The following is a 26,694-nucleotide window of genomic DNA, read 5'->3' as shown; positions in this document are numbered from 1 at the left end:
AATTCTAGTTTAAATCTAAGCCCGAAATAATATCAAAAAGTTTAAAAGCAATTGCGCTGTCTATTCCATTTTCAAGCTCAAATTCACAATCTCCAATACTTTTCCCGATCCTATTTTATGTTTTCCTTCATAAAACTCAAAACACATATTTTCATACAACTTATTGGCAAAATAATCTTTGCTCAAGATCGAGATTTCGGCTAGTACTGTTTCTCCTGGAGCAACGGTTTCTTGCCCCAAATACGTTTGCTGTCCTGAGGTTAGATATTCTGGATATTCTTCGAATTCTATATGTGGTCGATAACCTGATGTTACCAGGGTTTTTCTTCCTCCTTGTTCGGTGTTTAAAAATTGTAGTTCTGCTATAAAATCAGTTGAAGTAAATTTGTTTTTCATAAAACACTTTTTGGTCTTTTTAAATAGTATTCAAACCATTCTGGTCTACACCATAATCCACTCATTTCCTGACATAATTCAATTTTATTATTGGTGAATAACAGTTCAAGTTCAAGTGTAAAATTACTGTCAACAAGCTTCCAATTTGTTTCTGGAAGCAATAAAGCATAGTGGTTCTCTGATTGCCCATGCTGTGGAATACATATTTGAGTTTCTCTCCAATTAATGGTTTCAAGAATATCTACATATTCAATGTTTTGAATCCTATTCTTTTTAAGTTCGTTGAAGTACACTTTTTCTAATTCTGTACGTACATTTATTTTGTTTGAATTGGGAAGTGATATCAATTTTTCTAGGGCATTTATCTGAATTGGTGTAAACCATTTTTGTTCATTATCCAAATCCACCCAAACATCCAATAGACGTTCTAGCCAAGGAATATCTACTTTGGATACAGAATTTAAATAATCTCCATCATCATTAATTTTATAATTCTCCTTATTCATGTGTTTCAAAAGTGTTTTTTATTCGAAACGAAATGTGTTTCTGCTCAAAAACCTGAAAGTTACAAACAACCCAATCTTTGCCTGTTACCTGCCAATTATACGCATCTAATTGATCTGTTATCTCATCTAACAATTCTCCGATAATAAAACTGTTTACCAACTCTTCAAACTCAGCGATTTTTTGAAGCAATTCAACATCAAACGAATGTGACACAATAATGCCTTGCACCAAATTATCCTCAAAACTTTCTACTAGTATTTCAGCTTTTTGTTGTTTCGTTTTGTCTGTGAGAATTATTCTCTTATTAACGATATCCATAAACTTTTAACCCTAATTCTGATCTTTCGTATTCAAATTTTTTCCCTGTTTTAAGTTTTTCTTCTATTACTACTATGTTTTGAAATCTTACTTTTGGCACTAATTGTTCTTCACGGTTTTTTCTTTCAGATATAATTTCTGAGGGTATTACAATCCACTCTATTTCTTTTAACTCAAATACACCCCAGTATTTTTCTATATATTTCCCATCAATCAAATCGTTGACATTTGGTATGGTAAACGCTCTCATTCTTTCGTCTAAAAGAAGTTTTACTTTTGCTACCAATGAGGGGTTTACATCTTTTAGCAATGAGAATAAAGCCTTCCATTTGGCATCGTTCATAAAACTGGCTCTACTGTCAATTTCTTGCTGTAATTTTAGTTGATATTTATCTGCTCTAGACATAATGTATGTTACCTCAACTTATCTTTATTTATAATTCTTAACTGTTCTCCAACACCTATTAGTTGATCGCTGTGATTTTCGCATAACAACCATTGTTTATTTTTGTCGATTACATAATATTCGAAAGCCGTGCATTCTCCTATCAACTGGGCAATTACAGATGGTTTGCAATTGTATATTGGATAATATTTTTCTTCGTCATCTTCAACCATTAACCAAACAGTATCTACATTTTTGGGAATAATATTGATTATTTGCTGAAATGGAAATTCATATTCTTTAAAATAAAAGGCTTCTTGTTTAAAATCTTCCCACCACCATCTTCTATCGCCTGATTTTACAAAATGAACTAACAGCTCTAAATACAAGCTTTTAACATCTGAAACTAAGCATATATCTTCTTGCTTTAGTTTTAGTGTTTTTATCGCTTGTGCTATTTCTGTTTTTACTGTTCCCATTCTTTATTGTGAAATTTTTATTTTTTAATAATTTCAAAACAATCATCTATAACATTAATTTCAATATCAAAACCCAGTATTTCCTGAATTTCTATTTTTCCTACTTTTTTAAAGTCGATCCCAAATACTGATATTTTGTTCCATTCTTCAATATTTGAATATCCTTTTTGATGGTGATCATCTATGATTCCAAGAAAGTCATAAAATGTGTTTTCGGTAGTGTCTTTGATCTCAAAGGATGTAACACCTCTATTGGGATTGTACTGTCCATTTTCTTTTTTCCAAACATCACGTATTCGGATATCATTGGCATTAGAATTACAGATCCAAATAGGATGTTTTTGGGAAAGACTGTATAAATCTTTCTCCCAATTCTTATCTAAAACAAAGTATATTTCTGTTTTTGTCGTTCCCATTTTTAATTTCTATTCTAAATAAAATGTACTCACTAATTGAAACATATCTTCCCTTGACGGGTTTTTAGGAAATTTTTCATCTAAAACATCTTCGAAAAAAAGTCTATAATCCTCCACAAAATCATAAAACTCTTTATCTGACAACTTGTTATAATCTTCAACACTATCGGGATATGCTTTTGATAAAATTTCATCATAAAAATCTTCTTCTGGCATATGACTTTGCCAATCATCACCAGTATTCTCCCAAATAGAAACAAGTCCTAATACTCTTAATGGATCTCCTCCAATGAATTTATGATTGTCTTTTACTGCACAGAAATCACCCATATATTCTTCTCTTTTATCTGGTATAAGAAAAATTTTATATCCTTTGGATAGTATAATCTTTAATGCAGTGTTATACGTGTTCATAGCGTCTGCTATGGTACATCCATTTTCCATGTTTCTACTATATTAAGCTGTTCTAATATCATCCCAATAGGCATCAAAACCTTTGCTTTCAATTTCTTTGATATCTGTATCTGTAAAATGAATGTGAAAGTCTACACCTCTTAATATGGGTTCGTTGGGAAAATCCTTGTTATACATACTCTCATCTATTCGCCATAAGTTAAAATACACAAACGTAGCAGGATTTAAGGATTTGATTTTTTGAATTCTTTTTTCTAATTCATCTTTGGTAATACATTGGTAATACTTTTCTTCAGTATTAAATTCTTCAATAAAAAAGAAGGGAAATATCGTATCAATCGTAATTATTTGATATTCATTTTGATGTTCTTTGTTATACGTCTCGACACTTTTTTTATCCTCAAAAACTGCATAAACTGTCTTCAATTTATTAGCATCTAATATTTCTCCTATAATGTACATTTTAGTTTTTCTCTTTAAAAATGTATTCGATAATTTGCCCGTTTAAATGCCTTATCCTTCCTACAAATTGTTCTTCACGGAGTTCTAAAGTTAAGTTTTCGGCATATGTTCCTTGGACTTTTTGCGGTATAAAATCAATAACTATTTCTTTATTATCTTTTAATTTCCAATCAAATGTTCCTATTTCCTGCATAGTTTCTTTATCACATGATGACATTTCTTTTTCAGCTACATGCACCTGTTTTTTATCAAATAACAATGTAATATATATCTCACTACCTGCACAAGGGTTGTCATCTGGTGTTTCTTCATAAACAGCTCCAACTTTTGCAATGAATTCTTTATGCATATGTTTTTTCATTTTTTGTACCTGAGATGATATACAGGATATACAAAACAACATACAAAATAAAGCGATTATCATTCTGGTATTTTTTACATGGCATAATTGTGCTTTATCTTTTATATTCTTCTTTTCCATACTTATTCTTCTTGAGTGGCCCACATAATTACATCACGAAAATCAATCTTGGCACTTTTGGTCAATTCTATAACGTCATCGATATTACCTTTGGCTAATTTCAAAATAGATCCTCTTGTATTTTTTAAATTATATTCTGACGCTGCCATTACATGATTTAAGGTGATAGAGGAAAGTTCATTAATTACTATTGGTACTTCTTCAGGTTTAAAATCCCGATTTACAATATCCATGATATCTTTACCTATTTCCATAATTTTGCGCTGTTATCGTCTCGGCTATGATTAGTACGAGAATTAAAAAGTAGTAAACTTTTGATTTTGTTTTATACTTTTCATTATAAATCCAAATCAAAAAGATTTGGCGGACTTTGTTTAAAACTCTATTTTTTGGGTTAAGCACCAAACCCCGTAATTAATTACAATTCTTGTTGTACACAGTTTTACTTAATTCTCAGCTCCGCATCCTTTTTTTAAAAACGTTGATTTTATTTTCAACTTTTTGTAGATTTCTCCTCTTTTATCGAAATGGGTATATTCTGATTCTCCATATTCCAGATTGATTATAGTCTCTAAATCACCTGTAATATTATATTCTTTCTCAAAAATGCTGCATTTTGGGCCATGCACCTTTAGAAGAATGTTTTTATCAACAATGTCTTTTTCATTAATAATGAAATTACTTTTTCCGTCAAAATCTGAAAGATAGACTTCTAATCTTTTTTGTCCAGAGTACAATTCAATTATTGCGCCTCTTATTGTATCATTAGTTGTTTTTTCATACGTCAACAAATCAATTCTAAACCACCCTTTATCGGTTGAATTTTGTGCATTCGTTTGAATTGAAAAAAGAATAACAAATATGTAAATCAGGTTTCTCATAAATTGTGTGCAATTTGTAAATATTAATATAACTCTATTTCCCAATCTTCATAAGGAGGTTCTACTTTAAATTCTGGATCGCAATAGGCTCGAAGGTAGTCTACCGCTCTTTTTTCTGCATACTTTGCATTGAGTACCTCTCCATGTTCATCTAACTCAATCACATTAGCAAATATGGCAAAGACTTGTTCTATAGCGCTTGGTTCTTCTCCATATAATTTTAAGTAATCAATATCTTTTAAATGATAGTGTGTCCCACTTGCCATAAAATAGGCAAAGGTTCTTAATGCTCCGCTAAATGAATTGCTTAGTTTCATATGTTTTTGTTTTATCTTTTCACCTACAAAATCAAATCAATAAAATTTGACCTTTATGGTTAACCAATCCGAATCCTGTGGTTATATCTAGTCCGAGTTATTTTTAGTTTCTATGGTTTTTTTAATTGTATAATTATATATTATCTGACTATTTTTTAATAAGCTTTGATTTATCAAACCTTTTTCATTTCGAGTAAGTGTAATTTCTAAATTCCTTGTAATCGTCAAAGAATCAATAAAATAAGATTTAGGAATTATATATTCTCCTGCTTTTTCCTTTAAGGTATCGATACGGTTTCCTCCATATCCATATTCTGTTATGTTTTTAGCTTTCTTCTTTTTTACTTCTATTCCTTTAATAATTTCTAATTTATATGGAGTACTAAGATTTTCCCATTTTATAACAAAATCTTCTTGTAAAGAAACTTTTTCGGGAATGCTAAATTTAGTGTCCCGCTCTTTTTTCATGGGTTTGATAAAGGCAATTGGATATCTTGTGCTATCAGGTAAAATCATTTCAAAATAGTAAGAATCGTTTCGTAATAGACTGTCTGTTTTGTAAAAAGATGTTTTTGTATAATACAACTCATTTTTTATATATAAATCAAGGGGTAAATCATTTAACAAGACCTTTATGTCCTTATTTATGATTTGTTTTTTTCCATCCGATAATTTTACTTTTATATACTCTAGCGTATGATCTTTGGTGCCATCTTGAATAAGAATATTTACCTTCAACTTCGCTAAATTCATCGTATCTGCTTTTGAAATTTGCGAGACATCACAACTATTAAAAACGAATATTAATAATAGTAATTTATAGTATTTCATTTTTCCGATTGTAGTTTGCTCTACACTATTTCCAATTAATGCATCACATCAATTATAAATTTTGCAGAATGTATTAATATGTTCTAACCTTTAATGATTGACTTGCTCTTATTCTTAATGAGCGTCAGCGTTATTATCTATTGATTTTATTTCTTCTATAGAATATTCTTGTTGTCCATTAAAATCAATATTTTCAATTTTTATAAGTCTAAATCCTCTTTTTTTATTTGATTGAGTCATAAGAATTACACTTTTATCCAACCAACACTACTTTGTTCTTTTTCTTTTAAAACCACTAAACACCAATCACTTTGTGTTTTAATCACTATTACATTTTTATTTTCTATAACTCTTATTTGATTTCCTCTTTTTACATCTCCAGTACAAGGATCTTTTTTCTTTATATCATCTATAATCGGCTGTGTCCTTAAAATTCCTGATAGTGTTTTTTGTTCGAATGTGGTATTTAACTTTGTTAATTTAGTATCCGTATGAAGTTCAATAATATTCTCGGTAATCGTATTGTCATTGTTAACAGCTAATTCTGACAATGATGTCTCGTTTAAACAACCTATAGCTCGGCATAAAACATATATGGTTGTTTGTTTTCCTTGTTTTATGTCAACTAATGCTCCTGGTTTATTCCATATTTCAACAAAATCATTGCCTTTTTTTATCAATACTATCGTAGTTTGATAATGTCTATTATCTTGGCAGATAATATCTTTTTGATCATCATTATTGACATCTATTAAGTGTACATTGTTGCTATTGATATCAAACTCGCCTGCAGCTCCGTTTTTAGTTAAAAAGTTAGTGTTTTTAATTTCTGAAAAACCAATGCTATCTATAGGAAATTGATAGTCTAGCGGTGTTTGCAATAGTTGTAATTGTGTTTTTACACTATTGTTTTGAGCACATCCAGATAAAGGTAAAAACAGACACCATAACCCAAAAAAGAATAGTTTGTTTTTCATGTATTCGTTTTTAAATATTCTTTCCCATTAAATTTCAACACTGTTGTTTTAGATGAAGTTTTATTTTCTTCGTCACATTCCTCATTTTCATCTACAAAAGTTTTACTTTCGGTAATTTTACTTTTAACAATAATATCAAAATAAGCATTGGTTTTTTCTTCAGACATCATGAGTGTGTTTTCGACCATTGTAGATACTCCTGCGCAACGAGTATCCCATTCTCCACCATAATCCTTTACATCATAATGACGCAACACTCTGTTTAATGCGTTACCTGATTTCACAAACAAAGTTATTGTTGTATTGCTATATGGATTGGGTCGAGATCTACCATAGTGCGACACTCGAATACCAAATGCTCTGGTATCTTTAGTAACCATATAGGGAGCCGTATCAATTGTTATTTCTGATAGCTTAATTGCATCAGATTCCCAACCATTTGTTTTAGAACTTTCAAAGTATTTATGTGTTATTTTTCCTGTGGTATTATTTACCAAGACTATATGACTATTAAGTTCAAAATGGTGTTCGTCATATTCTCCTACAATCTCAGGAATCACCACAATGGTTTCGTTACTATTATTAGGTTGCACTTTAGCAATTATAAAGTCTTCTTGGATTTTTAACTTGTTTACACCTAATTGTTGTATTACATTATCAATTAAATTTAGATCTTCAGAACTATTTACAGACACTGGTTTTATTTTTCCTTTTTCATCTATTTTAAACGCCTCTGTAGTTTCTTGCTTTTCGTCAATCCAAAGGATGTTATTTATGGTTAGTTTACCCTGTTCTATTTTTGATTCAATTCTTGATTGCCCTTCTGCTATTTCATCGTAAGCAATTACTTTAGAGTCGATAATATCTCCATTCATATTATAATTGACGAGTACTGATTCCATTTCGTGATCTCCTTTTAACACTGTTATCACAACGGTATGAAACTTTTGAGAGAATGCTAATCTATAGGAAGCTATTGCCCGATAGTTATGGTCTTCTTTATAAAAATTGGGATATATTTCTTCTAGTTTCAACCCTTTTTCATCTACTTTTTTATAATCTTCTTCTTCAATAAAATCATCAAAATTTGTTGTATCGACTAAAGGAATTGATTTGGTTTTAATTGTATTAATTATACCTTGGAAACTCGAGTTTTCAAATAGGTTTTTAAAAATTGCATCTTGTTGTATAAACTTCCCTTCTTGATATGGGTTTTGATAGGAGTGCGTGCTTTCAAAACGGGCATAATCTTCGTCGTGAATGTGTTTCGTTTTCCAGATATCACCATCGAAATCATGTTTTATTTGTAGTTTAGAAGTATCGTAGTTTTTTGCTTTTTCATATTCCTTAAGGTATTCCTGATAATTCTGTTTAGCATTCTTAATTGTTTTAACTAGTGACACATAAAACTTAGATTCGTTTTTCTTTTTCTTGTATAACATATAATGTCTAAAATTCCCTCCATATCGAACGATCCCTAATGTGTCCCCTTTTTTGTGAATGAATATCTGATTATATATGTAAAGCCCATTTGTGAAATTATCTTTGGTATATCCTTCAACTTCTTTCTCATCACAGATTGCTAGTTTATAAAAATTGTTTTTAAAACTTCTAAAAATTCCAAAATCGCCTATTGGTGAAATGTCCTTTACTTTATAAGCTGAATAGAACCCGAAATCTGTTTCAGAAAGTTTATCTATAACAATAGCTGCTTTATACATTTCAAAGTTTTCTGAACCAATCATATGGTTTTCACCTTGTATCAATTCGTATACTCCCGAAATATCTTCTACAATTGCAGCAGTATTTCCTACTACATTTTCTTCTTCAACAGTTGATGATTCTACGACCTCTTTAATAGCATCCTGTGTCTTCACTACAGGTTCTTTTTTTTCTTTTGCATTCTGACTACAAGAGATTAAAATAAATAGAATTAGTGTATTTAATATTTTCATTGTTCTGTAGGCATTTCGGGGTTTTCTCTTTTGTATTCTTTCTTATTAAACCTCAATAAAGTTTCTTCTGTAGCAATGATTTTTTCTTTTGGATTACATTCTCCATTTTCATCATCACGAAAATTTCTTTGAGTAATTGTTTTATGAACTAAGATATCGAAGTATCCATTAGTTTTGGTGTCACCAACTGACAGTTTATTAGCCACTATTTTAAAATCTGCATAGCACGCGTTCATGTTTACATTAACTATTCCTGAATCTTCATATATAATATAAGAATCCAGTATTTTTTTAATACCACCTTTTTCTTTTGTAAAAAGTGAAATAATCTCCTCATTATATGGATTTGGTTGTGACATACTCCTTTTTTTTACAATAACACCAAAAGCATTTTTAGATCTATTTAGTTTGTAATTGGTAGTATCTATTTCAATACTCTCTATAAATATAGCATCCGAATACCATCCATTGGTTTTGGAGCTTTCAAAGTAGTGATGTGTTATTTTACCCGTTTTATTATTTGCTATTACAATATTGGTGTTCAACTCATACACTTCGTCTTCCTCGTTTACAACTTCTGGAATCACTATAATTGTTTCTTCTAAATTGTTTGGAGTTATTTTTGAAAACACAAAATCTGTTCTCGAGGCATCTATATTCAGCACTTTTAAGGCGCTACTTACAAGAGTCTCCTGAGAAAAAGTCGTAGTCGATTTTTTACCTGTTTTTTTTACAACACAAGAGGTCACTATACACAGCATTAAAATAGATACCTTTTTCATTTTTTACAGAAATTAAATAGTGTATCGGTTTTTATTATTCTAGCGTCAGTATAGTACTCTAATTTACCATAATAACTGGAGGTATCTTTTTCACAATTTTGTACACTGAATCTTGCTAATAAAAACTCTGGGTAATATTCTAAAAGTTCAGGGAACATCCCTTCTGGTTTTTCTTTATGTTCTATAAAATATGGAGTACCATACTCTCCCCAATCTCCTTTATTGTATTCGTAAAACCGTAACGTATATGATTGTATTTCTCTAGGTATGTCTTTACTTTTAAATTGGTTATTACTCAATTGGATTACCTTATCTTTTATTGATTTATTTAAAGAATCTTTATCTTTTACAGGGTTTCTTATAAGATACAAATCTGGATATATTTTTGATTGTATAAACTCCATTTTTACAAAAAATAATTGGTATACAGTGAAAGCTATACCTATGCTTGTTAACAGTAATAACATTCTAACAACTCTTACTTTTTTAATAAAAACCCATTTTATTATTTTATACAATAACCATACGCCTATAAAGACTAATACCAATAAAAAAATATAGAATAGTATTATCATGTCTCTATAGATTATAGTTTATGTGGTTTCAATGTTATTGCTTCTATTTTGTTAACTATTTCTTGCCTGTTTTTACTTTCGAAAGTAAGTACTGACTCCAATGTTTCTGGAACTTTCTCTACTGTTTTTTTCTTTGTATTATATCGTCCTACAAGGTTAAAAACTTCTAGAATGTATTTTCCGTTCAAATCTCCTTTAGGGTACCAAATTAATTCGATACATCTATTAATTTGAGTATTCGTAATAGAAAGCAATGTTGAACTAGAAAACTCGTACAAACGGTTTTCTTCATTTATGTCTTGTTCATAAAACATATTCCAGTTCACTTTCCATCCTGAAGGTATTCTTAGAGCTTGTAATTTCATGTTAGCTCTTGTATTTAAATTTCTTCAATATTGTTTTTGCTTTTTTGTTTCCTAAATTATATCTACAACTTTCTCTAACACATAATGTATTACTGCAACAAACACTGTAATAACAAGAAGAAAACCAAATCGAATAACATTGGATTTAATACTGTTTTTCAGCTTCTTTTTCAAATAAAAAACATCTAATAAAATAAATAAAAATGCAATTACAACTCCAATTACAAGGCCTACATAAAATAGTCCCAAATCAAAGAAAATATGGAGCAGGTACCATAAACCCTCTGTAGATGCTTTATTAGGACCTAATACAATTCTCATATAACCAATGCCGAGCAACAATGCTGTTATTGTCCAAATTAAGTAAACCAAAATTTGTTTTAGGGCTTTCATAGATTTAATATATAGCTTACAGTTTTTGTAATTGTATTTTATAATACATTTTTTCAACTTTTACTAGGATAGTGTTATTGTTCTTCCAAAAATATTTTTCTAGGTAATCTGACTGAATAAGGCTTGAAATGCTGAACATATACTCTGGAGCAGCGTTTTTATTATTTTTTTCTAAAAAATAAACATTTGATTGTCCACTATAATATCCATTTAAACGAAAAGTGTTTTGTGGAGATGAGAAGTAATAATCTGGATTTCCTATTCGATTAATATCATCTTCTCCATTTTTTAAGTTTATTAAATAATCAGAAGAATGACCACATTCCAATAACAAATAATGATATTGAGGATAGTATGCAATAATATTACATTCTTCTTCATACAAGCCACTGAATTCCTTGCCGTTATCAGTCAATATTTTTTCTATAGTAAAACTATTATCTTCATCATACTCCCCGATTAATTGATTTTTTAAAATATTTTTTATTTTTTTAATATCTGTAATTTTTTTGACAGATGGAGTACTCTTGTTTTTATCTTTTTGATGATAAAATTCTTCTTCCGATATTTCATCAAGAATCACTTTATAATCATTAGTCATCACTTCAATATGTCTTTTTGCAAAAGCACCAAAAACATATCCTAATTGTTGTATAGAATCTTTTGTAGCAACTTTTAACCACTGATTTTTTAAATATTTTCCGTTATCAAACACTGATGTTGAATCTACTTCATAATTGCTGGATAAGTAATCAAAAACTTTTAGATTTGGTGCAGTAGCTACAATAGCACTATTTGTAGTTGGTTTATTACGTATTCTAATTCCAGATGGTGTTTTTATAATAACTTGATTATTTATAGCTATAAAACCTCTATTTGTAATCGAATATTTTTTTCTTATGTATTCTGGATTGTTATATATATTATGAATATTGACAGTTAAAATATTATAGTCTATCCATGAGTTTACTCCATAAAAACCTTCTTCGTTATCATAAGCAGTTTCCTTTAACCTATCTATTATGTTTAATGATTTATCAAAAAGTATAGCAAAATGAATATTTTCTGAAACCGAATATTCTGAAAAGAAAAGAACAATTAAATTATTTATTTCATATTTACCTGTAATATAATATTCTCTATTCTTTAAAGGAGTAAGTTTTAATCTTTTTAAAACTTGAGCCTCATTTTGTATGGAAAACCCTTGTTTTTTTTCAGCCCCATCAGAATAGCTAAAAGGCGAATAATGGTTTTCATAAAGAGGTATTTCATCAATAATTTGTTCAAAAGTTTTTTGACTAATAACAGATTGGAATTGAAATACCAATAGTAGTATAATTGCTTTTTTCATTAATAAATGATATTTATTTAGGTAATTACTGCTAACATCATAATAAGTTCCATTATAATAATGTATTGACACTATAGTTCTACTACTTTTTATTTATTATAAGCTGAATATGTAATTTTATTTGGACAACACCTTTATGAAGGTACTTTAAAATTTTAATTTTTTCTTTGTTTTAAAAAAGGTTTTATCGAAAAAATAATTCCTAAAAAAATTAAACAATACATTCCGTAACTAGAAAGCAATTTACCTAAAGTAGTTTTCAAAATAACAGGATTATTTCTGTCATAATTAATTATAATAGTATCTCCTACCGATTTTGTACTTCCTACATACGGAATTATAGAAAGCTCCACATTTCCCAATTGTTCTGTACCATTCTCTAAATGAAATTTCACAATAGCCGTTTCTCTCATATAACGACCTCTGTGCTTGTTAATTTCTGTAATCTCTCCTTCTGTTTTAACCCATGTTTCTCCTTGCGAAAAACAATTGACAGTTAAGAGTAGTAAAACAAATAATAATAAAAATCTCATTAAGTAGTAATTTTACTAAATACATTTTCCATTTCTTTGAAAGCTTTATTTTGAGCAGGAGCGAGTATTACATCTTTGATTTTTCCAGTAACTATTTCTAATATATTTTGATATCTCTTCTGACTTTTCCCAAAATAGGCATGCATCATTTTATTAGGAATAATGTAATTCATCTTTATTGTATTTTCATTTTGAAAACACACCTTCATTCCATGCATTGAACTTTTTTTTAGAATAAGACATTGTTCTATTTGTCCATTTTCATCTGTTCTATGTTCCCAAGTATCATATTCCTTACTACTCTCCAAATCAGATGCTGTTTTTAAAAAATTCTGAAGTGCGTCTAATGAATTATATTCATTTTTAATTTTGATTATTTTTTCCATTTGTTTCAAAAATTGATTTTAGGTATTCCTAAAAAAATTAATAGTCCATTTTAATAAAATCTCCATTTAATTTATATCGAAAAGTATAAGTAGCACCTCCACTTTCAGGTTTTAACGCTACCACATATTCGGTTATAGCAATATTTCCGTTTTTTGGAAATTTGATATATGCCATATTCAAAGTGGGATTTTCTATATTTTTCTCGTCTTTTAGTTGTTTGCCAGATATTTCCACTAATTCTCCTAATTTTGACAGGTTCATTTTTTCGTTTAATTGAAACATAAAATCCGCTGCTTTACTTCCTTGTGGAACTTCTAAGGATATCTCTGTGTTTTGTCTCCAAGCGTTTTGTGTTAGATTCCATTGTCCCATTTTTAGAGATTCTGGCGCATCCGTAACTGTTACTCCTATAATGTTTCCAATAGCACTGTTATAGGTAATCGTTATGTCTGTAAAATATGCCTCATTGCCAAATTTGCTTTTTATTTCATTTTCTATGGCTGAGAATCCTTTTGCGTCGGCTGATTGTTCATCGGTTGACTTCCCACAAGAGACTATAAAAACCATTATAGCAATGATTACTGTAGATTTGAATACTTTCATTTTAATGTGCTTTTAGTTTATTTGAGCACCATAAAAGTATACAGCATATGTAAGACAGAAAATAGAGAATCTATTTCTGAGGTTTAAGAATACATAAATGCGATACTTGAAAAAATATTCGCAAAAGAAGAAACTTTAATTATTATTCTTATTAAAAAGTTCGTTTAAAAAATGTTCTTTTTTCCTAGAAGATACGGGTATTTTTTTTCCATTTTTTAAATAAATAACTCCCGATTTATCGTACTTGTCGATAAATTTTAAGTTGACCATAAAAGATTGATGTGGTCTGGTAAAACCTGCTTTAGAAAGATGTTCTTCAAACTCCTTTAAGGTTTTCGAAACCATATATTTTTTATTATCGCTACAATAAAAAGTAGTGTAACCTTTGTCTGACTCGCAAAATAGTAGTTCGTTTAAATCTATAACCTGAAAACTATCATGAAGTGATAAAATTAACTTTGAATCTTCATTATTCCATACTTCTTTTGCAGTTTTTATCTGCTGTTTTTGTTTCGTTATCGATAATTCTCCAACTTTTTTTAAAGCCATTTCTAGCTCTTCAATATCTACTGGTTTTAATAGATAATCTACTGCTCCAATTTTTAAAGCTTGTAACGCATATTCTTCATAAGCCGTAATAAATATCACTTTGAAAGATATGTTCTCTGTTTGTTCTAAAAAATCAAAACCAGTACCATCTGTAAGATTAATATCTAAAAAAATTAAATCTGGTTTGCAAGCATTAGCAACGATCACTGCTTCTTTTACAGATTCACATTCACCTACTACTACTACTTCTGCCTCTATTAATTGTAATAAGTTCAGTAACCCTTTTCTTATATATGCCTTATCTTCAACTATTAATGCTTTCATTATGCTTGTTCTAGTTTATGCGGAATTACCAAGGTAACTATGGTTCCTTGTTTATTATATTTCTTTCTGTCTTCAACAGTAACAGAGCCTTTCATCTTAAAATCTTTGGATAGCATTTGTAATCGTTCAGAAGTGATCGTTGTTGCCAGTGATTTTTTATGCTTATTTTCCTGAACTTGATTAGCAGCAATACCTATCCCATTATCCTTAATTACACACCTTAATTCTTTATTAGTGTAGGTAAGAAGGACATCAATTTCTTTATTATCTTTTTGATTTTTAAAACCATGCTCTATTGCATTTTCAATAAATGGTTGAATTAGCATTGGTGGTATTTTGAACAAAGAGCTGTCTATAACATCATCTACAGAAATACTATATATATAACTCTTTTCTGCTTCTATATTCTGGAGTTCTAAATAATTCTGTACAGCAATTAATTCTTGAGTTAGAGACACTGTTTTATCTCTAGAATTTTCTAGCGTAATACGAAGTAATTTTGAAAATTTTGACAGATATGAAACTGAGTTTTTTTCTTCTTTATTTAAAATCATGCCTTGTAAAACCGAAAGAGAATTAAAAATAAAATGAGGTGTCATTTGCGAACGTAAAAGCTTTTGTTCTATGATTATATTTTGAGTTTTCGATTTTTCATTCCTAAATTTCAAAAAGAAAATTATTGTTCCCAAGATTATCGTAGTTATTAAAAAGGCAATCACACCAAGTAATAAATTACGTTGTGACTTTTCTAAATTCCGAGAGGTAGTTTTTACAGTTTTAGTTAGCTTCAATTCCTTTTTTTCTGCCAATTCTAACTCACTTTTGTATTTATATTCATATTCTAACTCAGCAATTTTCTGAATGTTTTCTCTATTAAAAAGACTATCATTCAGCTTTTTGTATTCTTCATGACTAGCCAAAGCTTTTTTGTATTCTTTGGTGTTTTCATAAATCTTGAAAAGTAAATAACTTGTTCTTTTTTTTTGACTAAGTGAATTCAATTTATTTGCGATTTCTTTAGATTTTAATGCATAAAATAATGCTTTTTCGTTTTTATTTTCATCTAAAAACGTATTGGCTAATCCCCTGTAAGAGTTACACAAGGTGGGCAGATTTTCACTTTCTAAACTAATATGTTCAGCTTTTTTATAGCATTCACGTGCTAAAGATATTTTCTTTAAAGATCTATAAACAGAACCAATATAATTAAGGCTAAAGCCAATATGCTCTGAATCATTAATTTCTTGACTTATTTCCAGAGCACGGTTTAAAAATGTAAATGCTTTTGTATATTCTTTTTTATTCTTAAATAAGTTTCCTATATAAATACTTGTTCTAACAATACCTCTCTTAAAATTGTTTTCATTACATATTTTCAGAGCACGATTATAATATTCTAAAGCCTTATCAGGATACTCTTGCTTTTCATAAATAGCGCCTATATTATTTAAAATATTATGCAGCCCAAAAAGATCATTGTTTTTTTCTTTAAGATATATGGATTTATTAAGGTATTCTAATGCTACTGGATAATTTCCTTGTTTTTGATAGGTATCTCCTATTATTTCAAAGCATCTAGCCATTCCTTTCTTATCATCTTCTTTTTCGAATAATTTTAAAGCATCCTTGGAGTATTGCAAGGATGCTGTATAGTTTCCCATTATTGAATTAACAGCTCCAAGAAAATTCAAATTATCGGGAATATGTTCAGTATGCCCTATTTCTTTCTTTATACGTAATGCCTCCTCAATAAATTCAATGGATTTTTTATAGTCGTTTTGAAAACGAGCAATTACTCCTAATGCATCATAACAATCAGAAATACCTTTCTTAAAATTTATTGTTTTATATAATTCAAGTGCTTCTTCATAATATTGAATGCTAGATTTAAAATCACCTTTCATTGATCGTAAAGATCCTTTAACGTATAAATTTCTTGCCTTTCCTTTTTTGTAGTTTATATTTTTAATGATTACTTCTGCTTCATCTACATATAATTGAGATATATTAATATCTTTTGTGTAATAATTAAATGCCAATTCATTTAAAAGGTTCACTCGTACAGTATCCTTTTCTATATGATTTTTTAAGGCTACTTTAAGGCTATCTATTTTTTTGTCTTGTGCTTGTATGTGTATTACAAAAAAACATAAGCTAAATAAGAAAAGTATGTATTTATTAACAGCACTCATAAATTATTTTTCCTAATTTCAATATCTATTAATTGTAGCGGTTAGTATACCTTTTCTAATACCTATTTTATCTTCTACTAGTAATGCTTTCATGGTTTACCCTTTTTGTATTTTATAAGGGATTATTAAAGTAACTATGGTTCCTTCCTTATTATATTTCTTTCTGTCTTCAACAGTAACAGAGCCTTTCATCTTAAAATCTTTGGATAGCATTTGTAATCGTTCAGAAGTGATCGTTGTTGCCAGTGATTTTTTATGCTTATTTTCCTGAACTTGATTAGCAGCAATACCTATCCCATTATCCTTAATTACACACCTTAATTCTTTATTAGTGTAGGTAAGAAGGACATCAATTTCTTTATTATCTTTTTGATTTTTAAAACCATGCTCTATTGCATTTTCAATAAATGGTTGAATTAGCATTGGTGGTATTTTGAACAAAGAGCTGTCTATAACATCATCTACAGAAATACTATATGTATAACTCTGTTCTGCTTCTATATTCTGGAGTTCTAAATAATTCTGTACAGCAATTAATTCTTGAGTTAGAGACACTGTTTTATCTCTAGAATTTTCTAGCGTAATACGAAGTAGTTTTGAAAATTTTGACAGATATGAAACTGAGTTTTTTTCTTCTTTATTTAAAATCATGCCTTGTAATACCGAAAGCGAATTAAAAATAAAATGAGGAGTCATTTGCGAACGCAATAGTTTTTGTTCTATAACTATATTTTGAGTTTTAGATTTTTCATTCCTTAATTTTAAAAAGAAAATTATTGTTCCCAAGATTATCGTAGTTATTAAAAAGGCAATCACACCAAGTAATAAATTGCGTTGCGATTTTTCTAAATTCTGATAAGTGGTATTTACAGTTTTGGTTAGCTTTAATTCCCTTTTTTCTGCCGATTCTAATTCATTTTTGTACTTATATTCATATTCTAACTCCGCAATTTTCTGAATGTTTTCTCTATTAAAAAGACTGTCGTTCAATATTTTTAATTGTTGATGACTTATTAAAGCTTTTTCATGTTCTTCTAATTCTTTATTTATTTTAGAAAGTAACTCATAAGAATCTCGTTGGTGCATTAAAAGCTTATATTTTTTTGATAATTGGGCTCCTTTTTCTGCATTGATCAATGCCAACTTGTATTTTTTCATGTAGTAATATACAGTTGATATCCCAATATAAGATCCTACTAATTCATATTGTTTTTGATTAATAGAAGTAATTTTATTTGCTTCTTTGAAATTATCCAAAGCTTCTGGATATTTTTTAATCCCCAAATATGCGTGACCTAAACCATTAAGACTAACGGCTAACTGTTCATTATCTTTAATTTCTCTGCTAAGTTTAATTACTTCTTTAAAATAATGAATAGCGCTAGCAAATTCTTTTTTATCAATATAGATCCCACCCATATTATTTTTTATAGCATTCGTACTTTTTGTAGTACGATTAGCTTGTTGGATATCTAAAGCTTGATTATAAAAATTCAATGCTTTATCGTAAAATTCTTGTTGCCTATAAATATTCCCAATATTATTTAGTGATTGAAAAACACCTATAGCATCTTTAGATTTCTTGGCAACTTCTAATGATTTATTATTGTATTCTAGAGCTAAAGGGTAATTACCTTGATCTGTATATATTATTCCCATTGCATTCCAACAACTAAGAATGCCATGTTCATTGTTGTTATTTGTGTATGATTTTAATGCTTTTTTTAAATTTGTAAGAGCTTCTTGGTATTTCCCTGTATCCGAGTAAATACTACCAATATTATATAGATAATTAGGGATGTTCTTTTTAACGCCAAGATTCTGATCTATTTCTAAAGCTTTTTTATAATACTCCAGCGCAAGTTTTTGATTACCTCTATATTTATGTAGAACTCCCATAGCATTATAACAACCTGCTATTCCTGCTACATCCTCTATAGAATTGTATAATTTTATTGCTTTTTCAAAATTACTGATAGAAATTTCAAAATTAGCTTGTTCCATATACGTAATCCCTTTCATATAAAAGCTGCGGGCTTTCCCTTTTACGGATTTTATTTCGTCTGCAAGTTTTCCTGCTTGCTCAGCATATTGTAATGACTGAGATGGATTATTTCTGTAGTTATAATAGGCCAAGTTATTGAGAATTCTTACCCGAACCGTATCTTTTTTAGGATGGTTTTTTAATTCACGTTTTAAGCTATCTATTTTTTTGTTCTGAGCTAAAATAGTTGTCGAAAAACACAAGAAACATAATAAATATATAATAACGTTATGTTTTACTTTCATAAAATAAAGAACGGTTATTAAAACTTTAAATCAAAAAAGTAGAAGTTATTATACTAATTTATTAGCATCATTACATTTAAATAAAAAGTAATTAACCATCAATTAAATGTTGCTTCAATTTGATTGGATGTTTTTACTTCTGTATATTATTTATGAAATTTTAATTCATATTTTCGTTTAATGAACGAGTTTATAAGTTACATAAAAAGCTATATCAATCTTTCTCCAGAGGCAGAGAGCGAGATTTCTTTATTGGCTTTGGTTGAAGAAACTCCGAAAGGGCATTTATTATCCAAAGAAGGTAAAACTTGCGAACGTTTATATTTTATAGCAAAAGGTACAGTCAGAACGTATCATTACCAAAATGGAAAAGACATTACCTATTGGATTTATCCAGAAAATACAATGATTACTTCTTGGCATAGTTATATGTTAAGAAAACCTGCATCCGAATATATTGAAACCACTGAGGATTCTATATTAATATCTTTAACTTATAATCAGTGGCAAGAAATATACTTAAAATACCCAAAATTAGAACGTTTTGGCAGGTTGATTTTGGAGGAGCAAATGGCTTTACTTGATGATTTCTTTAAAGGTTATTATTTTTTAACTGCCAAAGAAAAATATGAGTTATTAGTTAGTGTTTTCCCATCAATAACACAGCGAGCAAATCTCGGACACATTGCTTCTATGTTAGGAATCTCTCAAGAAACCTTAAGTAGAATTAGAGGAAAATAAGAAGACATACATTCACCAATGTATGCCTTCTCTATAAAATTGGGTTAAACGTTTTATTTAAAATACTCTCACGATATTAAATCCAAAAAAAACATCTTCAAACCACTTTCCTTCTGCATTACTAACAAATCCAGGTTCATTTGTAGATTGTGCATTAGAAAATAACAGTTGAAATACGTGTCCACCAGTTTCTATATCTAAGCCAAGAGTAAGAGGGTCGTTATAAATAGAATTTTCATTTCTACTAAAATTATAGACATAATCAACATTAACACTCATCCGTTTACTAATTTTCATTCGACCTCCAGCACCTAATGCAATTTGGTTATGTTTTTGAAAAGGTTCTAAGACTAAATTTTGACGTACAAACGTTGGAGCTATTTCAAAAGAAAATCTGTTAGTGAAACGCCTTGAAACCAATAATTGCGCCGCATAGCTTATTCTATCTCCAAACTCTAATAATGGGAATTGTTCTTTGCGCAAATCGGTTCTAATATTTACAATCCCATAAGCTGCAATATTTACAGGGAAGTTTTTTGATTGGCTTTTCAATTTTGCCTTTACGTGTGTAGAATAAGTTTTTCGCAAAGATTCTCTTGCTACACCTAGCTGAACACCATTATAAATACCATAGACTAATTGTATTTTGGTATTAGCATTATCAAAACCAAAAAAAGTGGTTAGTCCATCCTTTAACGACCCAAAACGATGTGATACATACATATATAAATCTCCTTTTGAAGCAACTTTAGTAGATTGTAAATTTCCAATTTTCATTGCTTTGAATGCAGGCTGTTCATAAGGCTCTTCTGTTACTTCTTGTTCTAATTCATTTAATAAATCGTCTTGGGCAAACAAGGAATTAATTCCTAAACATATAATTGAAATTGCTAATAAATAATTCTTCATTTAATATTAATTTTCAGGAAAGCCATCACTTACCCATTTATCCATAATTTGTCTTAATTCGGGAGATAGTAAACCATTTTGAGGCATTGGGTTTACGCCATCATTTATTCGTTGAATTAAATTTCCATTTTCAGCAGAAAACCGAACATTTTGATAGGTACTTAAATCTAATCCATTTTGAGGAGCCGAGCCTCCGTGACACGTTACACATCTATCAAACATAATCGTTTGCACATCGGATTCATAAGTAATAATTCGAGTAATTGGAGGTAATGCATCAACAGGACCTTCATCAATAATTGCCGTAGTACAGCTTTGGAATACACTAATAATAATGATTCCTATTATGCAGAGTTTCTTGTTCATTAATCTTAATTTTGAACGTTAATATTATCAATTGTTATTTGTTGTTGCCCTTCTGTAGTAATAGTTATTATTTGTTGAGAATGGGTGATATCTCCTTCTGAAATAATTCCATCTTCATTAGCATCTGCTGTAACATTTATATAATATGTTCCAGGATGCAAGTAGGTAAGAAAAAGACTATTTTCATTCTGTGACAATTCAGAAAACAACAAGGTTGTGTCATAGACTTCTAAATCTGAAACGAAGTAACCTAACTCGTCGGTATAAGATTCTTTTGAAAGGTTTATAAACAATGTTTTATTTTCAATAGCAGGGTTTCTTGTAACATCTAATTGCAAAGTTGCCAGATACGGGTGTTGCTCAATAGTATAGGGATCTCCAGATTCTTGAGCTAACCCTATGACATCGCTATTATCTTGTCCTTGCGCTAAAAAAGTAGCAGAAACTGGTGCTGTATCTCCTGGATTTATATATAAATATTCCTCCATAAATCCTTCAGAAAAATCCCAAGCTGGTGTATTTTGAGGAAATCCAACTGTATTAGCTGCTGTTTGTGCTAATTCAATATCATTTAACCTTCCTTTAAATGTCATATGGCGTGTTGGTGGAATAACAGTGCCTAATCTACTTGTATATGCATTCCAGTATAAACTATCTTGTTTAAAACGTAGTTCCATATACATTGTTCCAGAACCACCAACGGCATCAACTAATCTATAGTAATCTCCATTTGTATCAGTACGTACACTATCCAAAACAAAATAACTCGAACGATATATACCATTTAATAAACCCCCATTACGAGCCATTATGGTTCGTTTATTTTTAAAGTCCGTTACAAAAAATGAAGTCAACAGGTTTCCTAATGAACCTCCTTCAAAAATGCCATGTACTTGTGACGGTGAATTTGCCCTATAATCCCAGGCAAAAAAATCGTAGTCATCCGCAATTACACGATTGCTTCCAATCCATTGCCCTTGCATTCTTTCTAACAGGTTAAACCCATTAGCATTTTGATTAATATCAACGGGATTAACTTCTGTAGGACCTGTTGGTTCTGGATCTACAACTTCGATAGGGCCTGCAATATTTCTAATACTATCCGTTGAGCATCCTATTATTAATGCATATAATAGGATGCAAAAGCTTAAAAATTGAATCGTTTTTTTCATAATAAATATTAAATTCTAATGTCTTACCCAGATTTCTTTTATGGGTTTATGCATCATATGAGTAGTTACCTCCAAAGTATCTTTGCTTAGCAAGTTTAGCGTTACAGTTTCATGTAAGTTCTCTGTTTTTGTTGCTCCAGCCATTGCATCTATATAGACACCATTTTTTTCTTTTAGATTGTTAAAAAAATAATTTTTAGGCTTTCCTTCTTTGTATTTATAGACAGTTGTATCGTCATTATAGTAGATTACCAATCCTTTTAAGGTATTTGCTTCTTCTACAATTTCACAAGTTGCTTTATAAAACTTACTATCTACTTTCCATAACCCTAGCATTGATTTTTCCTTTTCCATACAGGAAAAAGAAATAATTGCAATGACTATAAAAAATGCTTTTCTCATGTAAATAATTCTATGTCTGCAAATCTATAGGCAATGCAAAACACTTTTTTTGACCTATGTCAAAATCATAAACAACAGCATTTTTTTTCGTTTTTGACATAGATCAAATGATAAATAACAGACTGATTATATGTTTGTAGCGGATCAAAATCGATACTCATGAAGAAGTTAATGACACGATGGAATATTGAAAAACCATCACAACTAATAATCATATTTTTAGTGTTTTCTATTACAGGTTCCTCATCTGTAGCTATAGGAAGACCCCTCTTAAAAATGATTGGAATTACATTAGAGAATTTAAATCCATTTATTTACTATCCACTTTTTATAGTGTTAAGTTTTATCTTTTATCAAGTGTTTTTAGTTCTCTTTGGTTGGTTGTTTGGACAGTTTCAGTTTTTCTGGAATATGGAAAAGAAGATGCTTCGTAGGTTTGGAGTTACATTTTAACATTTCTTATCTTTAAGAATGAAAAAATGGAAAACAGTTTTAGCGCTATTAATAATATATGCAGCTGTCGTTTTTAATTGGTATTGGATATGGGGGCTTTTATTTATTTACTGGGCTATTCATGGCATTACATCTGGAACAACATATCTTATCGAACCTATTGACAAAAAAGAAAGTACAGGGCTCTTCTGGGTAGTTATATTAAGTTGGGTTTTAATTGGTATTTATTTTTTATCAGCACTATTTATAAATTATAATCAATACGGTTATTAGTATGAAAAAGTGGAAAACAATTTTAGCACTAATACTAATGGTTTTTGCCATTTATTTTAATTGGAACTGGTTTTGGGCAGTATTTATTCTTCTAGGATTACTACACGTTATTAGGAGTGAGGAAATTCATTTTGTGGAAGTTGTTGCCAAAAAGGAAACTCCTCACTTATACTGGATTATGATTATTATTTGGTCATTACTGGCACTATATTCTATTCTTAATTACTTGAATGTTTTTGACTTAGATCAAAATTAGTAACATCATCAATTGATACTTTTGTGTTAAACAATTTATAATGAAAAATTCAACTTTACTATTCAGAAGCCTTGCTATAATTATTTTCTTGGCAGGAAGTGCACACTTAATTAGATTAGGGTACAGCTATACTGAAGATCAACCTAATTATAATGGAGCTAACAATGATAATAAAATTAAAAACTCAACTGCGGATGAAAGTATTGCTGAAGATTTTGATAAAAAAGAAACAAACACAAAAAAGACAAATAATTATGATGAAAACATTGATTACATAATCGGAAAATGGATCGTGAACTATAGATCAGAAGAATTTAATGGAGCCATCGTTTATGATCTTCGAAAAGAAAATCAAGTTTTTAATGCATATACCCTAGAATACCAAGATATACAAGGTAATTCCCAAAAAGCAGATGGTAATAAAGTACTCACTATAAAAAAGTTTGACGGTTATAAAGGAAGTGGAATATATAAAATTGAATACGAAGGTGAAGAATATAAAGTAGACTGTAGTATCGATATGGTAGATGAAAATATTTTTAAATTAAGTTATGAGTATTATGGCTACGGTGATATAGAAACCTGGAAAAGACAATAAATTATGATAGAAATTTTATCTAAAAAATTAGAATGGCTTGATGTTCAATATTGGTTCTACGTGTTAAATGATTTGAGCTTGATATATATTATTGTTCCTTTTTTTATACTGGAACTTATACGATATGCTTTCAATAAAAGATTAACAAAGGATTTGATTTTTGATTCTATTGCTAACATCATTACGTTTGGTGCTTTTTTTGTTATCGAAATTATACTTGGTCTTCTAGCTATTACTAAAGTATATTTTTGGATTTATTATAACGTTAGTTTACCTCATCTAGAGTTGAACTGGATTACTATCATCTCCTGTATATTTCTTGCTGATTTTGCTTATTATTGGGAGCATCGTATGATGCATCGTATTGGTATAGGTTGGGCTACGCATACAGTACATCATAGTTCCGAACATTTCAATATGTCTGTTGCCTATAGGTTTGGCCCATTAGATGCTATTATGCCTATCATCTTCTCATTACCTATTGTTATGTTAGGTTTTGACCCTATTCTTGTATTATTAGCAGAGGTATTTGTACAAGTTTTTCAAACCATACTACATACTGAGATAATTGGTAAGCTAATTAAACCATTAGAATTCATTTTTAATACACCTTCACATCATAGAGTCCATCACGGTTCTAATAAACAGTATTGGGATAAGAATTATGCTGGGATCTTTATAATTTGGGATAGAATGCTCGGTACATTCGAGCCAGAAGTTGAAACTGTTAGATATGGTATTTCAGAACCTATAAACTCAAACAATCCTTTAAAGGTATTCTTTCACGGAATTAACAGATTGATAAAGAAAATTAATAGCGTGAATGGATTTAAAAACAAATTACTGGTATTTGTTAAACCTCCCGATTGGATGCCAACCACTTCAAAAAATGACTTATGAAAAAAGATACATCCATGATGCACGAACTCCCTGTATCTGCATATACTTCTACGGATTGGTTTGACTTAGAAATGGAGCACATTTTTAGTAAAACCTGGCAATTTGCAGGTTTGATTGAAGACATTGTAAATCCAGGCGATTTTATCTCTGTTCAGGCTGGTCTCAATAACATTTTTATTGTTAAAGGTCGCGATAATCGTTTGCGAGCATTTCATAATATGTGTCGCCATCGTGGCACACAATTATTGCGGGCTGTTGGGAAAGGTAAAAAAGCGATTACTTGTCCATATCACGATTGGACTTATGATTTGGAAGGAAAATTAATAAGCATCCCAAAGAAAGAAGAGGAATTTCCTGATTTATGCAATAAAGAATTACACGATTGTGGATTAAATCTACACGAAGCATCCGTGGATATTTTTAAGGGAATGTTGTTTGTTCATCCCGAAAAAGATGCTCCCAGTATCATGAACTTTTTTGGAGAAGTTGAACCTTATCTTGGCCCTCATATTGTAGAAGAATTAGTAGAATACTCAGAAGTCAAAGGAGAACCAGCCTATATCAAAGAAGTAAAAGCAAACTGGAAAATTATTGTAGAGAACTATATTGACCATTATCATTTAGCACATCTACATGAAGGTACTTTAAATATGTACGATCATTCCAAGGCAGATTTTGGTTGGGCAGGTCCACATTATTGGTTTTATGAGCCTTTGGTTGCAGATTACATGGCTGATCTAAAGAATGCTTCACCATATCCTTTAATAAGTTCAGTTCCAGAGGATAAAATTGGAGCCTACGTACCTTGGTTGTTTCCCAATATCGGTATTACTGAGGGAGAAAGTAGTTGGAATACATTTCATCTAATTCCTATAGCTCCAAACAAGACTTTAATTGTTGTAAGAACAAAATTGATGAATGTAAGCGATTGGGAGTTCAACAAACAATATTCAAAATCTGCAAAAAGTAAGATCTGGAAAAAATATGGTAACAAAGGAAAATATGAAGGCGATAAAAACGATCCAATGGCTTCTGGAGATTTTATGGCTGAGGATGTATATGCTTGCGAGCAGCAACAAAAATCATTAAGCTCTCCAATGTTTAGTATAGGTGCACAAGCCAAAAGAGGCGAGTATGCAGTAAGTAAATTTCAAAGTATCGTAAAAGAATGGATAGAAAAACATATAGACAATGAGTAAATTCTATCAATTAAAAGTATCAGCTGTTAAAAAAGAAACTGAAGATTCGGTTTCTGTATCTTTTGATGTCCCATATGAATTTCATGAAATGTTCAGTTATAAGCCTGGTCAATATCTAACATTAAAGTTTAGCTTACATGGTGGAGATTCCTATGAATTTGACCCATCCATTCCTGTTTAAATTGCGCATAGTAAAACAGGTTCTAAAAAGAGCGGTTTTGTGATTATAAAAGTATAAAAAATATTATTGTTTTTTTCTTTTT

39 protein-coding genes are annotated in these 26,694 nt (G+C 29.8%); 8 read left to right on the top strand and 31 right to left on the bottom strand.

Translation table 11 applies throughout. From position 1 onward, the window contains the following. Positions 1-60: 60 nt before the first annotated feature. From QBK95_RS18265 to QBK95_RS18135, 27 genes are all read right to left on the bottom strand, one after another. Positions 61-396, bottom strand: a complete 336-nt coding sequence (locus tag QBK95_RS18265; protein WP_280936005.1) for an EF-Tu C-terminal domain-related protein — start codon at positions 394-396, stop codon at positions 61-63. After that, positions 393-902, bottom strand: a complete 510-nt coding sequence (locus tag QBK95_RS18260) for a hypothetical protein (protein WP_280936004.1) — start codon at positions 900-902, stop codon at positions 393-395. Before QBK95_RS18260 ends, QBK95_RS18265 begins: the two co-directional genes overlap by 4 nt. Next, complete coding sequence (locus QBK95_RS18255; RefSeq protein WP_280936003.1) at positions 895-1,221, bottom strand: hypothetical protein; 327 nt, start codon at positions 1,219-1,221, stop codon at positions 895-897. Before QBK95_RS18255 ends, QBK95_RS18260 begins: the two co-directional genes overlap by 8 nt. Then, positions 1,208-1,627: a DUF6678 family protein gene (locus QBK95_RS18250; protein ID WP_280936002.1), complete on the bottom strand. Its 420-nt coding sequence runs from the start codon at positions 1,625-1,627 to the stop codon at positions 1,208-1,210. Before QBK95_RS18250 ends, QBK95_RS18255 begins: the two co-directional genes overlap by 14 nt. An 8-nt stretch (positions 1,628-1,635) precedes the next feature. After that, positions 1,636-2,085 (bottom strand): DUF6756 family protein, encoded by a 450-nt coding sequence (locus tag QBK95_RS18245; protein ID WP_280936001.1) that lies wholly within the window; start codon positions 2,083-2,085, stop codon positions 1,636-1,638. Between the two features lie 17 nt (positions 2,086-2,102). Then, positions 2,103-2,501 (bottom strand): hypothetical protein, encoded by a 399-nt coding sequence (locus QBK95_RS18240; RefSeq protein WP_280936000.1) that lies wholly within the window; start codon positions 2,499-2,501, stop codon positions 2,103-2,105. A 9-nt stretch (positions 2,502-2,510) separates the two neighbouring features. Then, the gene (locus QBK95_RS18235; protein WP_280935999.1) at positions 2,511-2,945 is read right to left on the bottom strand and encodes a hypothetical protein; all 435 of its coding nucleotides are present in this window, start codon (positions 2,943-2,945) and stop codon (positions 2,511-2,513) included. Positions 2,946-2,957: 12 nt separating this feature from the next. Continuing rightward, a complete protein-coding gene (locus QBK95_RS18230) occupies positions 2,958-3,377 on the bottom strand; it encodes a hypothetical protein (protein WP_280935998.1) in 420 nt (139 codons plus the stop codon). A gap of 1 nt (position 3,378) precedes the next feature. Beyond that, a complete protein-coding gene (locus tag QBK95_RS18225; protein WP_280935997.1) occupies positions 3,379-3,738 on the bottom strand; it encodes a hypothetical protein in 360 nt (119 codons plus the stop codon). Positions 3,739-3,860: 122 nt separating this feature from the next. Then, positions 3,861-4,112 (bottom strand): hypothetical protein, encoded by a 252-nt coding sequence (locus tag QBK95_RS18220; RefSeq protein ID WP_280935996.1) that lies wholly within the window; start codon positions 4,110-4,112, stop codon positions 3,861-3,863. Between the two features lie 192 nt (positions 4,113-4,304). Then, positions 4,305-4,739 (bottom strand): hypothetical protein, encoded by a 435-nt coding sequence (locus QBK95_RS18215; RefSeq protein ID WP_280935995.1) that lies wholly within the window; start codon positions 4,737-4,739, stop codon positions 4,305-4,307. A 23-nt stretch (positions 4,740-4,762) separates the two neighbouring features. Continuing rightward, positions 4,763-5,056, bottom strand: coding sequence for a DUF7677 family protein (locus tag QBK95_RS18210; RefSeq protein WP_280935994.1), 294 nt, complete (start codon positions 5,054-5,056; stop codon positions 4,763-4,765). A gap of 87 nt (positions 5,057-5,143) precedes the next feature. Further along, positions 5,144-5,887 (bottom strand): hypothetical protein, encoded by a 744-nt coding sequence (locus QBK95_RS18205; RefSeq protein WP_280935993.1) that lies wholly within the window; start codon positions 5,885-5,887, stop codon positions 5,144-5,146. A gap of 114 nt (positions 5,888-6,001) precedes the next feature. Then, positions 6,002-6,127, bottom strand: a complete 126-nt coding sequence (locus QBK95_RS18200; RefSeq protein ID WP_280935992.1) for a hypothetical protein — start codon at positions 6,125-6,127, stop codon at positions 6,002-6,004. A 5-nt stretch (positions 6,128-6,132) separates the two neighbouring features. Next, positions 6,133-6,864 (bottom strand): hypothetical protein, encoded by a 732-nt coding sequence (locus QBK95_RS18195; protein WP_280935991.1) that lies wholly within the window; start codon positions 6,862-6,864, stop codon positions 6,133-6,135. Continuing rightward, positions 6,861-8,819 (bottom strand): PA3715 family protein, encoded by a 1,959-nt coding sequence (locus QBK95_RS18190; RefSeq protein ID WP_280935990.1) that lies wholly within the window; start codon positions 8,817-8,819, stop codon positions 6,861-6,863. The genes QBK95_RS18195 and QBK95_RS18190 overlap by 4 nt, the downstream gene beginning before the upstream one ends. Continuing rightward, positions 8,816-9,601 carry a PA3715 family protein gene (locus tag QBK95_RS18185; RefSeq protein WP_280935989.1) on the bottom strand — a complete coding sequence of 262 codons (786 nt, stop codon included), beginning with the start codon at positions 9,599-9,601 and terminating at the stop codon, positions 8,816-8,818. Before QBK95_RS18185 ends, QBK95_RS18190 begins: the two co-directional genes overlap by 4 nt. Beyond that, entirely contained in the window at positions 9,598-10,005 is a 408-nt protein-coding gene (locus QBK95_RS18180; protein WP_280935988.1) for a hypothetical protein, read from the bottom strand. The genes QBK95_RS18185 and QBK95_RS18180 overlap by 4 nt, the downstream gene beginning before the upstream one ends. Positions 10,006-10,187: 182 nt before the next feature. Further along, a complete protein-coding gene (locus QBK95_RS18175; protein WP_280935987.1) occupies positions 10,188-10,541 on the bottom strand; it encodes a hypothetical protein in 354 nt (117 codons plus the stop codon). Between the two features lie 51 nt (positions 10,542-10,592). Beyond that, a complete protein-coding gene (locus QBK95_RS18170; protein WP_280935986.1) occupies positions 10,593-10,934 on the bottom strand; it encodes a hypothetical protein in 342 nt (113 codons plus the stop codon). Between the two features lie 16 nt (positions 10,935-10,950). Then, positions 10,951-12,285 carry an SH3 domain-containing protein gene (locus tag QBK95_RS18165; protein WP_280935985.1) on the bottom strand — a complete coding sequence of 445 codons (1,335 nt, stop codon included), beginning with the start codon at positions 12,283-12,285 and terminating at the stop codon, positions 10,951-10,953. A 155-nt stretch (positions 12,286-12,440) separates the two neighbouring features. Then, the gene (locus QBK95_RS18160) at positions 12,441-12,818 is read right to left on the bottom strand and encodes a DUF3592 domain-containing protein (RefSeq protein WP_280935984.1); all 378 of its coding nucleotides are present in this window, start codon (positions 12,816-12,818) and stop codon (positions 12,441-12,443) included. Then, a complete protein-coding gene (locus QBK95_RS18155) occupies positions 12,818-13,204 on the bottom strand; it encodes a hypothetical protein (protein ID WP_280935983.1) in 387 nt (128 codons plus the stop codon). Before QBK95_RS18155 ends, QBK95_RS18160 begins: the two co-directional genes overlap by 1 nt. 37 nt (positions 13,205-13,241) lie before the next feature. Then, on the bottom strand, positions 13,242-13,808 hold the full coding sequence (locus QBK95_RS18150; RefSeq protein ID WP_280935982.1) for a hypothetical protein: 567 nt from the start codon (positions 13,806-13,808) through the stop codon (positions 13,242-13,244). Between the two features lie 135 nt (positions 13,809-13,943). Further along, positions 13,944-14,681: a LytR/AlgR family response regulator transcription factor gene (locus tag QBK95_RS18145; RefSeq protein ID WP_280935981.1), complete on the bottom strand. Its 738-nt coding sequence runs from the start codon at positions 14,679-14,681 to the stop codon at positions 13,944-13,946. After that, a complete protein-coding gene (locus QBK95_RS18140; RefSeq protein ID WP_280935980.1) occupies positions 14,681-16,873 on the bottom strand; it encodes a tetratricopeptide repeat-containing sensor histidine kinase in 2,193 nt (730 codons plus the stop codon). The genes QBK95_RS18145 and QBK95_RS18140 overlap by 1 nt, the downstream gene beginning before the upstream one ends. Before the next feature lie 96 nt (positions 16,874-16,969). Beyond that, positions 16,970-19,162, bottom strand: coding sequence for a tetratricopeptide repeat protein (locus QBK95_RS18135; RefSeq protein WP_280935979.1), 2,193 nt, complete (start codon positions 19,160-19,162; stop codon positions 16,970-16,972). Positions 19,163-19,342: 180 nt separating this feature from the next. On the opposite strand from QBK95_RS18135, the gene QBK95_RS18130 reads away from it, so the two are divergent. After that, positions 19,343-19,903, top strand: a complete 561-nt coding sequence (locus QBK95_RS18130; RefSeq protein WP_280935978.1) for a Crp/Fnr family transcriptional regulator — start codon at positions 19,343-19,345, stop codon at positions 19,901-19,903. Between the two features lie 57 nt (positions 19,904-19,960). On the opposite strand, the gene QBK95_RS18125 is transcribed toward QBK95_RS18130, so the two are convergent. The 4 genes from QBK95_RS18125 to QBK95_RS18110 are packed head-to-tail and all read right to left on the bottom strand — an operon-like array spanning position 19,961 to position 22,752. Further along, on the bottom strand, positions 19,961-20,812 hold the full coding sequence (locus QBK95_RS18125) for a DUF5777 family beta-barrel protein (protein WP_280935977.1): 852 nt from the start codon (positions 20,810-20,812) through the stop codon (positions 19,961-19,963). Between the two features lie 6 nt (positions 20,813-20,818). Continuing rightward, positions 20,819-21,178 carry a hypothetical protein gene (locus QBK95_RS18120; protein WP_280935976.1) on the bottom strand — a complete coding sequence of 120 codons (360 nt, stop codon included), beginning with the start codon at positions 21,176-21,178 and terminating at the stop codon, positions 20,819-20,821. Positions 21,179-21,183: 5 nt separating this feature from the next. Then, positions 21,184-22,350: a hypothetical protein gene (locus QBK95_RS18115; protein WP_280935975.1), complete on the bottom strand. Its 1,167-nt coding sequence runs from the start codon at positions 22,348-22,350 to the stop codon at positions 21,184-21,186. Between the two features lie 15 nt (positions 22,351-22,365). After that, positions 22,366-22,752 carry a hypothetical protein gene (locus QBK95_RS18110; protein ID WP_280935974.1) on the bottom strand — a complete coding sequence of 129 codons (387 nt, stop codon included), beginning with the start codon at positions 22,750-22,752 and terminating at the stop codon, positions 22,366-22,368. Positions 22,753-22,911: 159 nt separating this feature from the next. Between QBK95_RS18110 and QBK95_RS18105 the strand changes: the two genes are divergently transcribed. From QBK95_RS18105 to QBK95_RS18075, 7 genes are read left to right on the top strand one after another with little or no spacing between them, the layout of a single operon-like run. Continuing rightward, on the top strand, positions 22,912-23,205 hold the full coding sequence (locus tag QBK95_RS18105) for a DUF6787 family protein (protein WP_280935973.1): 294 nt from the start codon (positions 22,912-22,914) through the stop codon (positions 23,203-23,205). Between the two features lie 18 nt (positions 23,206-23,223). Continuing rightward, entirely contained in the window at positions 23,224-23,478 is a 255-nt protein-coding gene (locus tag QBK95_RS18100) for a hypothetical protein (protein WP_280935972.1), read from the top strand. Between the two features lies 1 nt (position 23,479). Then, a complete protein-coding gene (locus QBK95_RS18095) occupies positions 23,480-23,734 on the top strand; it encodes a hypothetical protein (RefSeq protein ID WP_280935971.1) in 255 nt (84 codons plus the stop codon). A gap of 40 nt (positions 23,735-23,774) precedes the next feature. Then, complete coding sequence (locus QBK95_RS18090) at positions 23,775-24,332, top strand: hypothetical protein (protein ID WP_280935970.1); 558 nt, start codon at positions 23,775-23,777, stop codon at positions 24,330-24,332. 3 nt (positions 24,333-24,335) lie between these two features. Continuing rightward, the gene (locus QBK95_RS18085; protein WP_280935969.1) at positions 24,336-25,232 is read left to right on the top strand and encodes a sterol desaturase family protein; all 897 of its coding nucleotides are present in this window, start codon (positions 24,336-24,338) and stop codon (positions 25,230-25,232) included. After that, positions 25,229-26,431, top strand: coding sequence for an aromatic ring-hydroxylating oxygenase subunit alpha (locus QBK95_RS18080; RefSeq protein ID WP_280935968.1), 1,203 nt, complete (start codon positions 25,229-25,231; stop codon positions 26,429-26,431). The genes QBK95_RS18085 and QBK95_RS18080 overlap by 4 nt, the downstream gene beginning before the upstream one ends. Continuing rightward, positions 26,424-26,612: a ferredoxin reductase domain-containing protein gene (locus QBK95_RS18075; RefSeq protein WP_280935967.1), complete on the top strand. Its 189-nt coding sequence runs from the start codon at positions 26,424-26,426 to the stop codon at positions 26,610-26,612. Before QBK95_RS18080 ends, QBK95_RS18075 begins: the two co-directional genes overlap by 8 nt. Positions 26,613-26,694 lie beyond the last annotated feature (82 nt).

It is taken from the genome of Aquimarina mycalae (assembly GCF_029906345.1).
Classification (GTDB): Bacteria; Bacteroidota; Bacteroidia; order Flavobacteriales; family Flavobacteriaceae; genus Aquimarina.
Note: the sequence above shows the minus strand (reverse complement) of the source record. Positions and strands in the feature narration are given on the sequence as shown.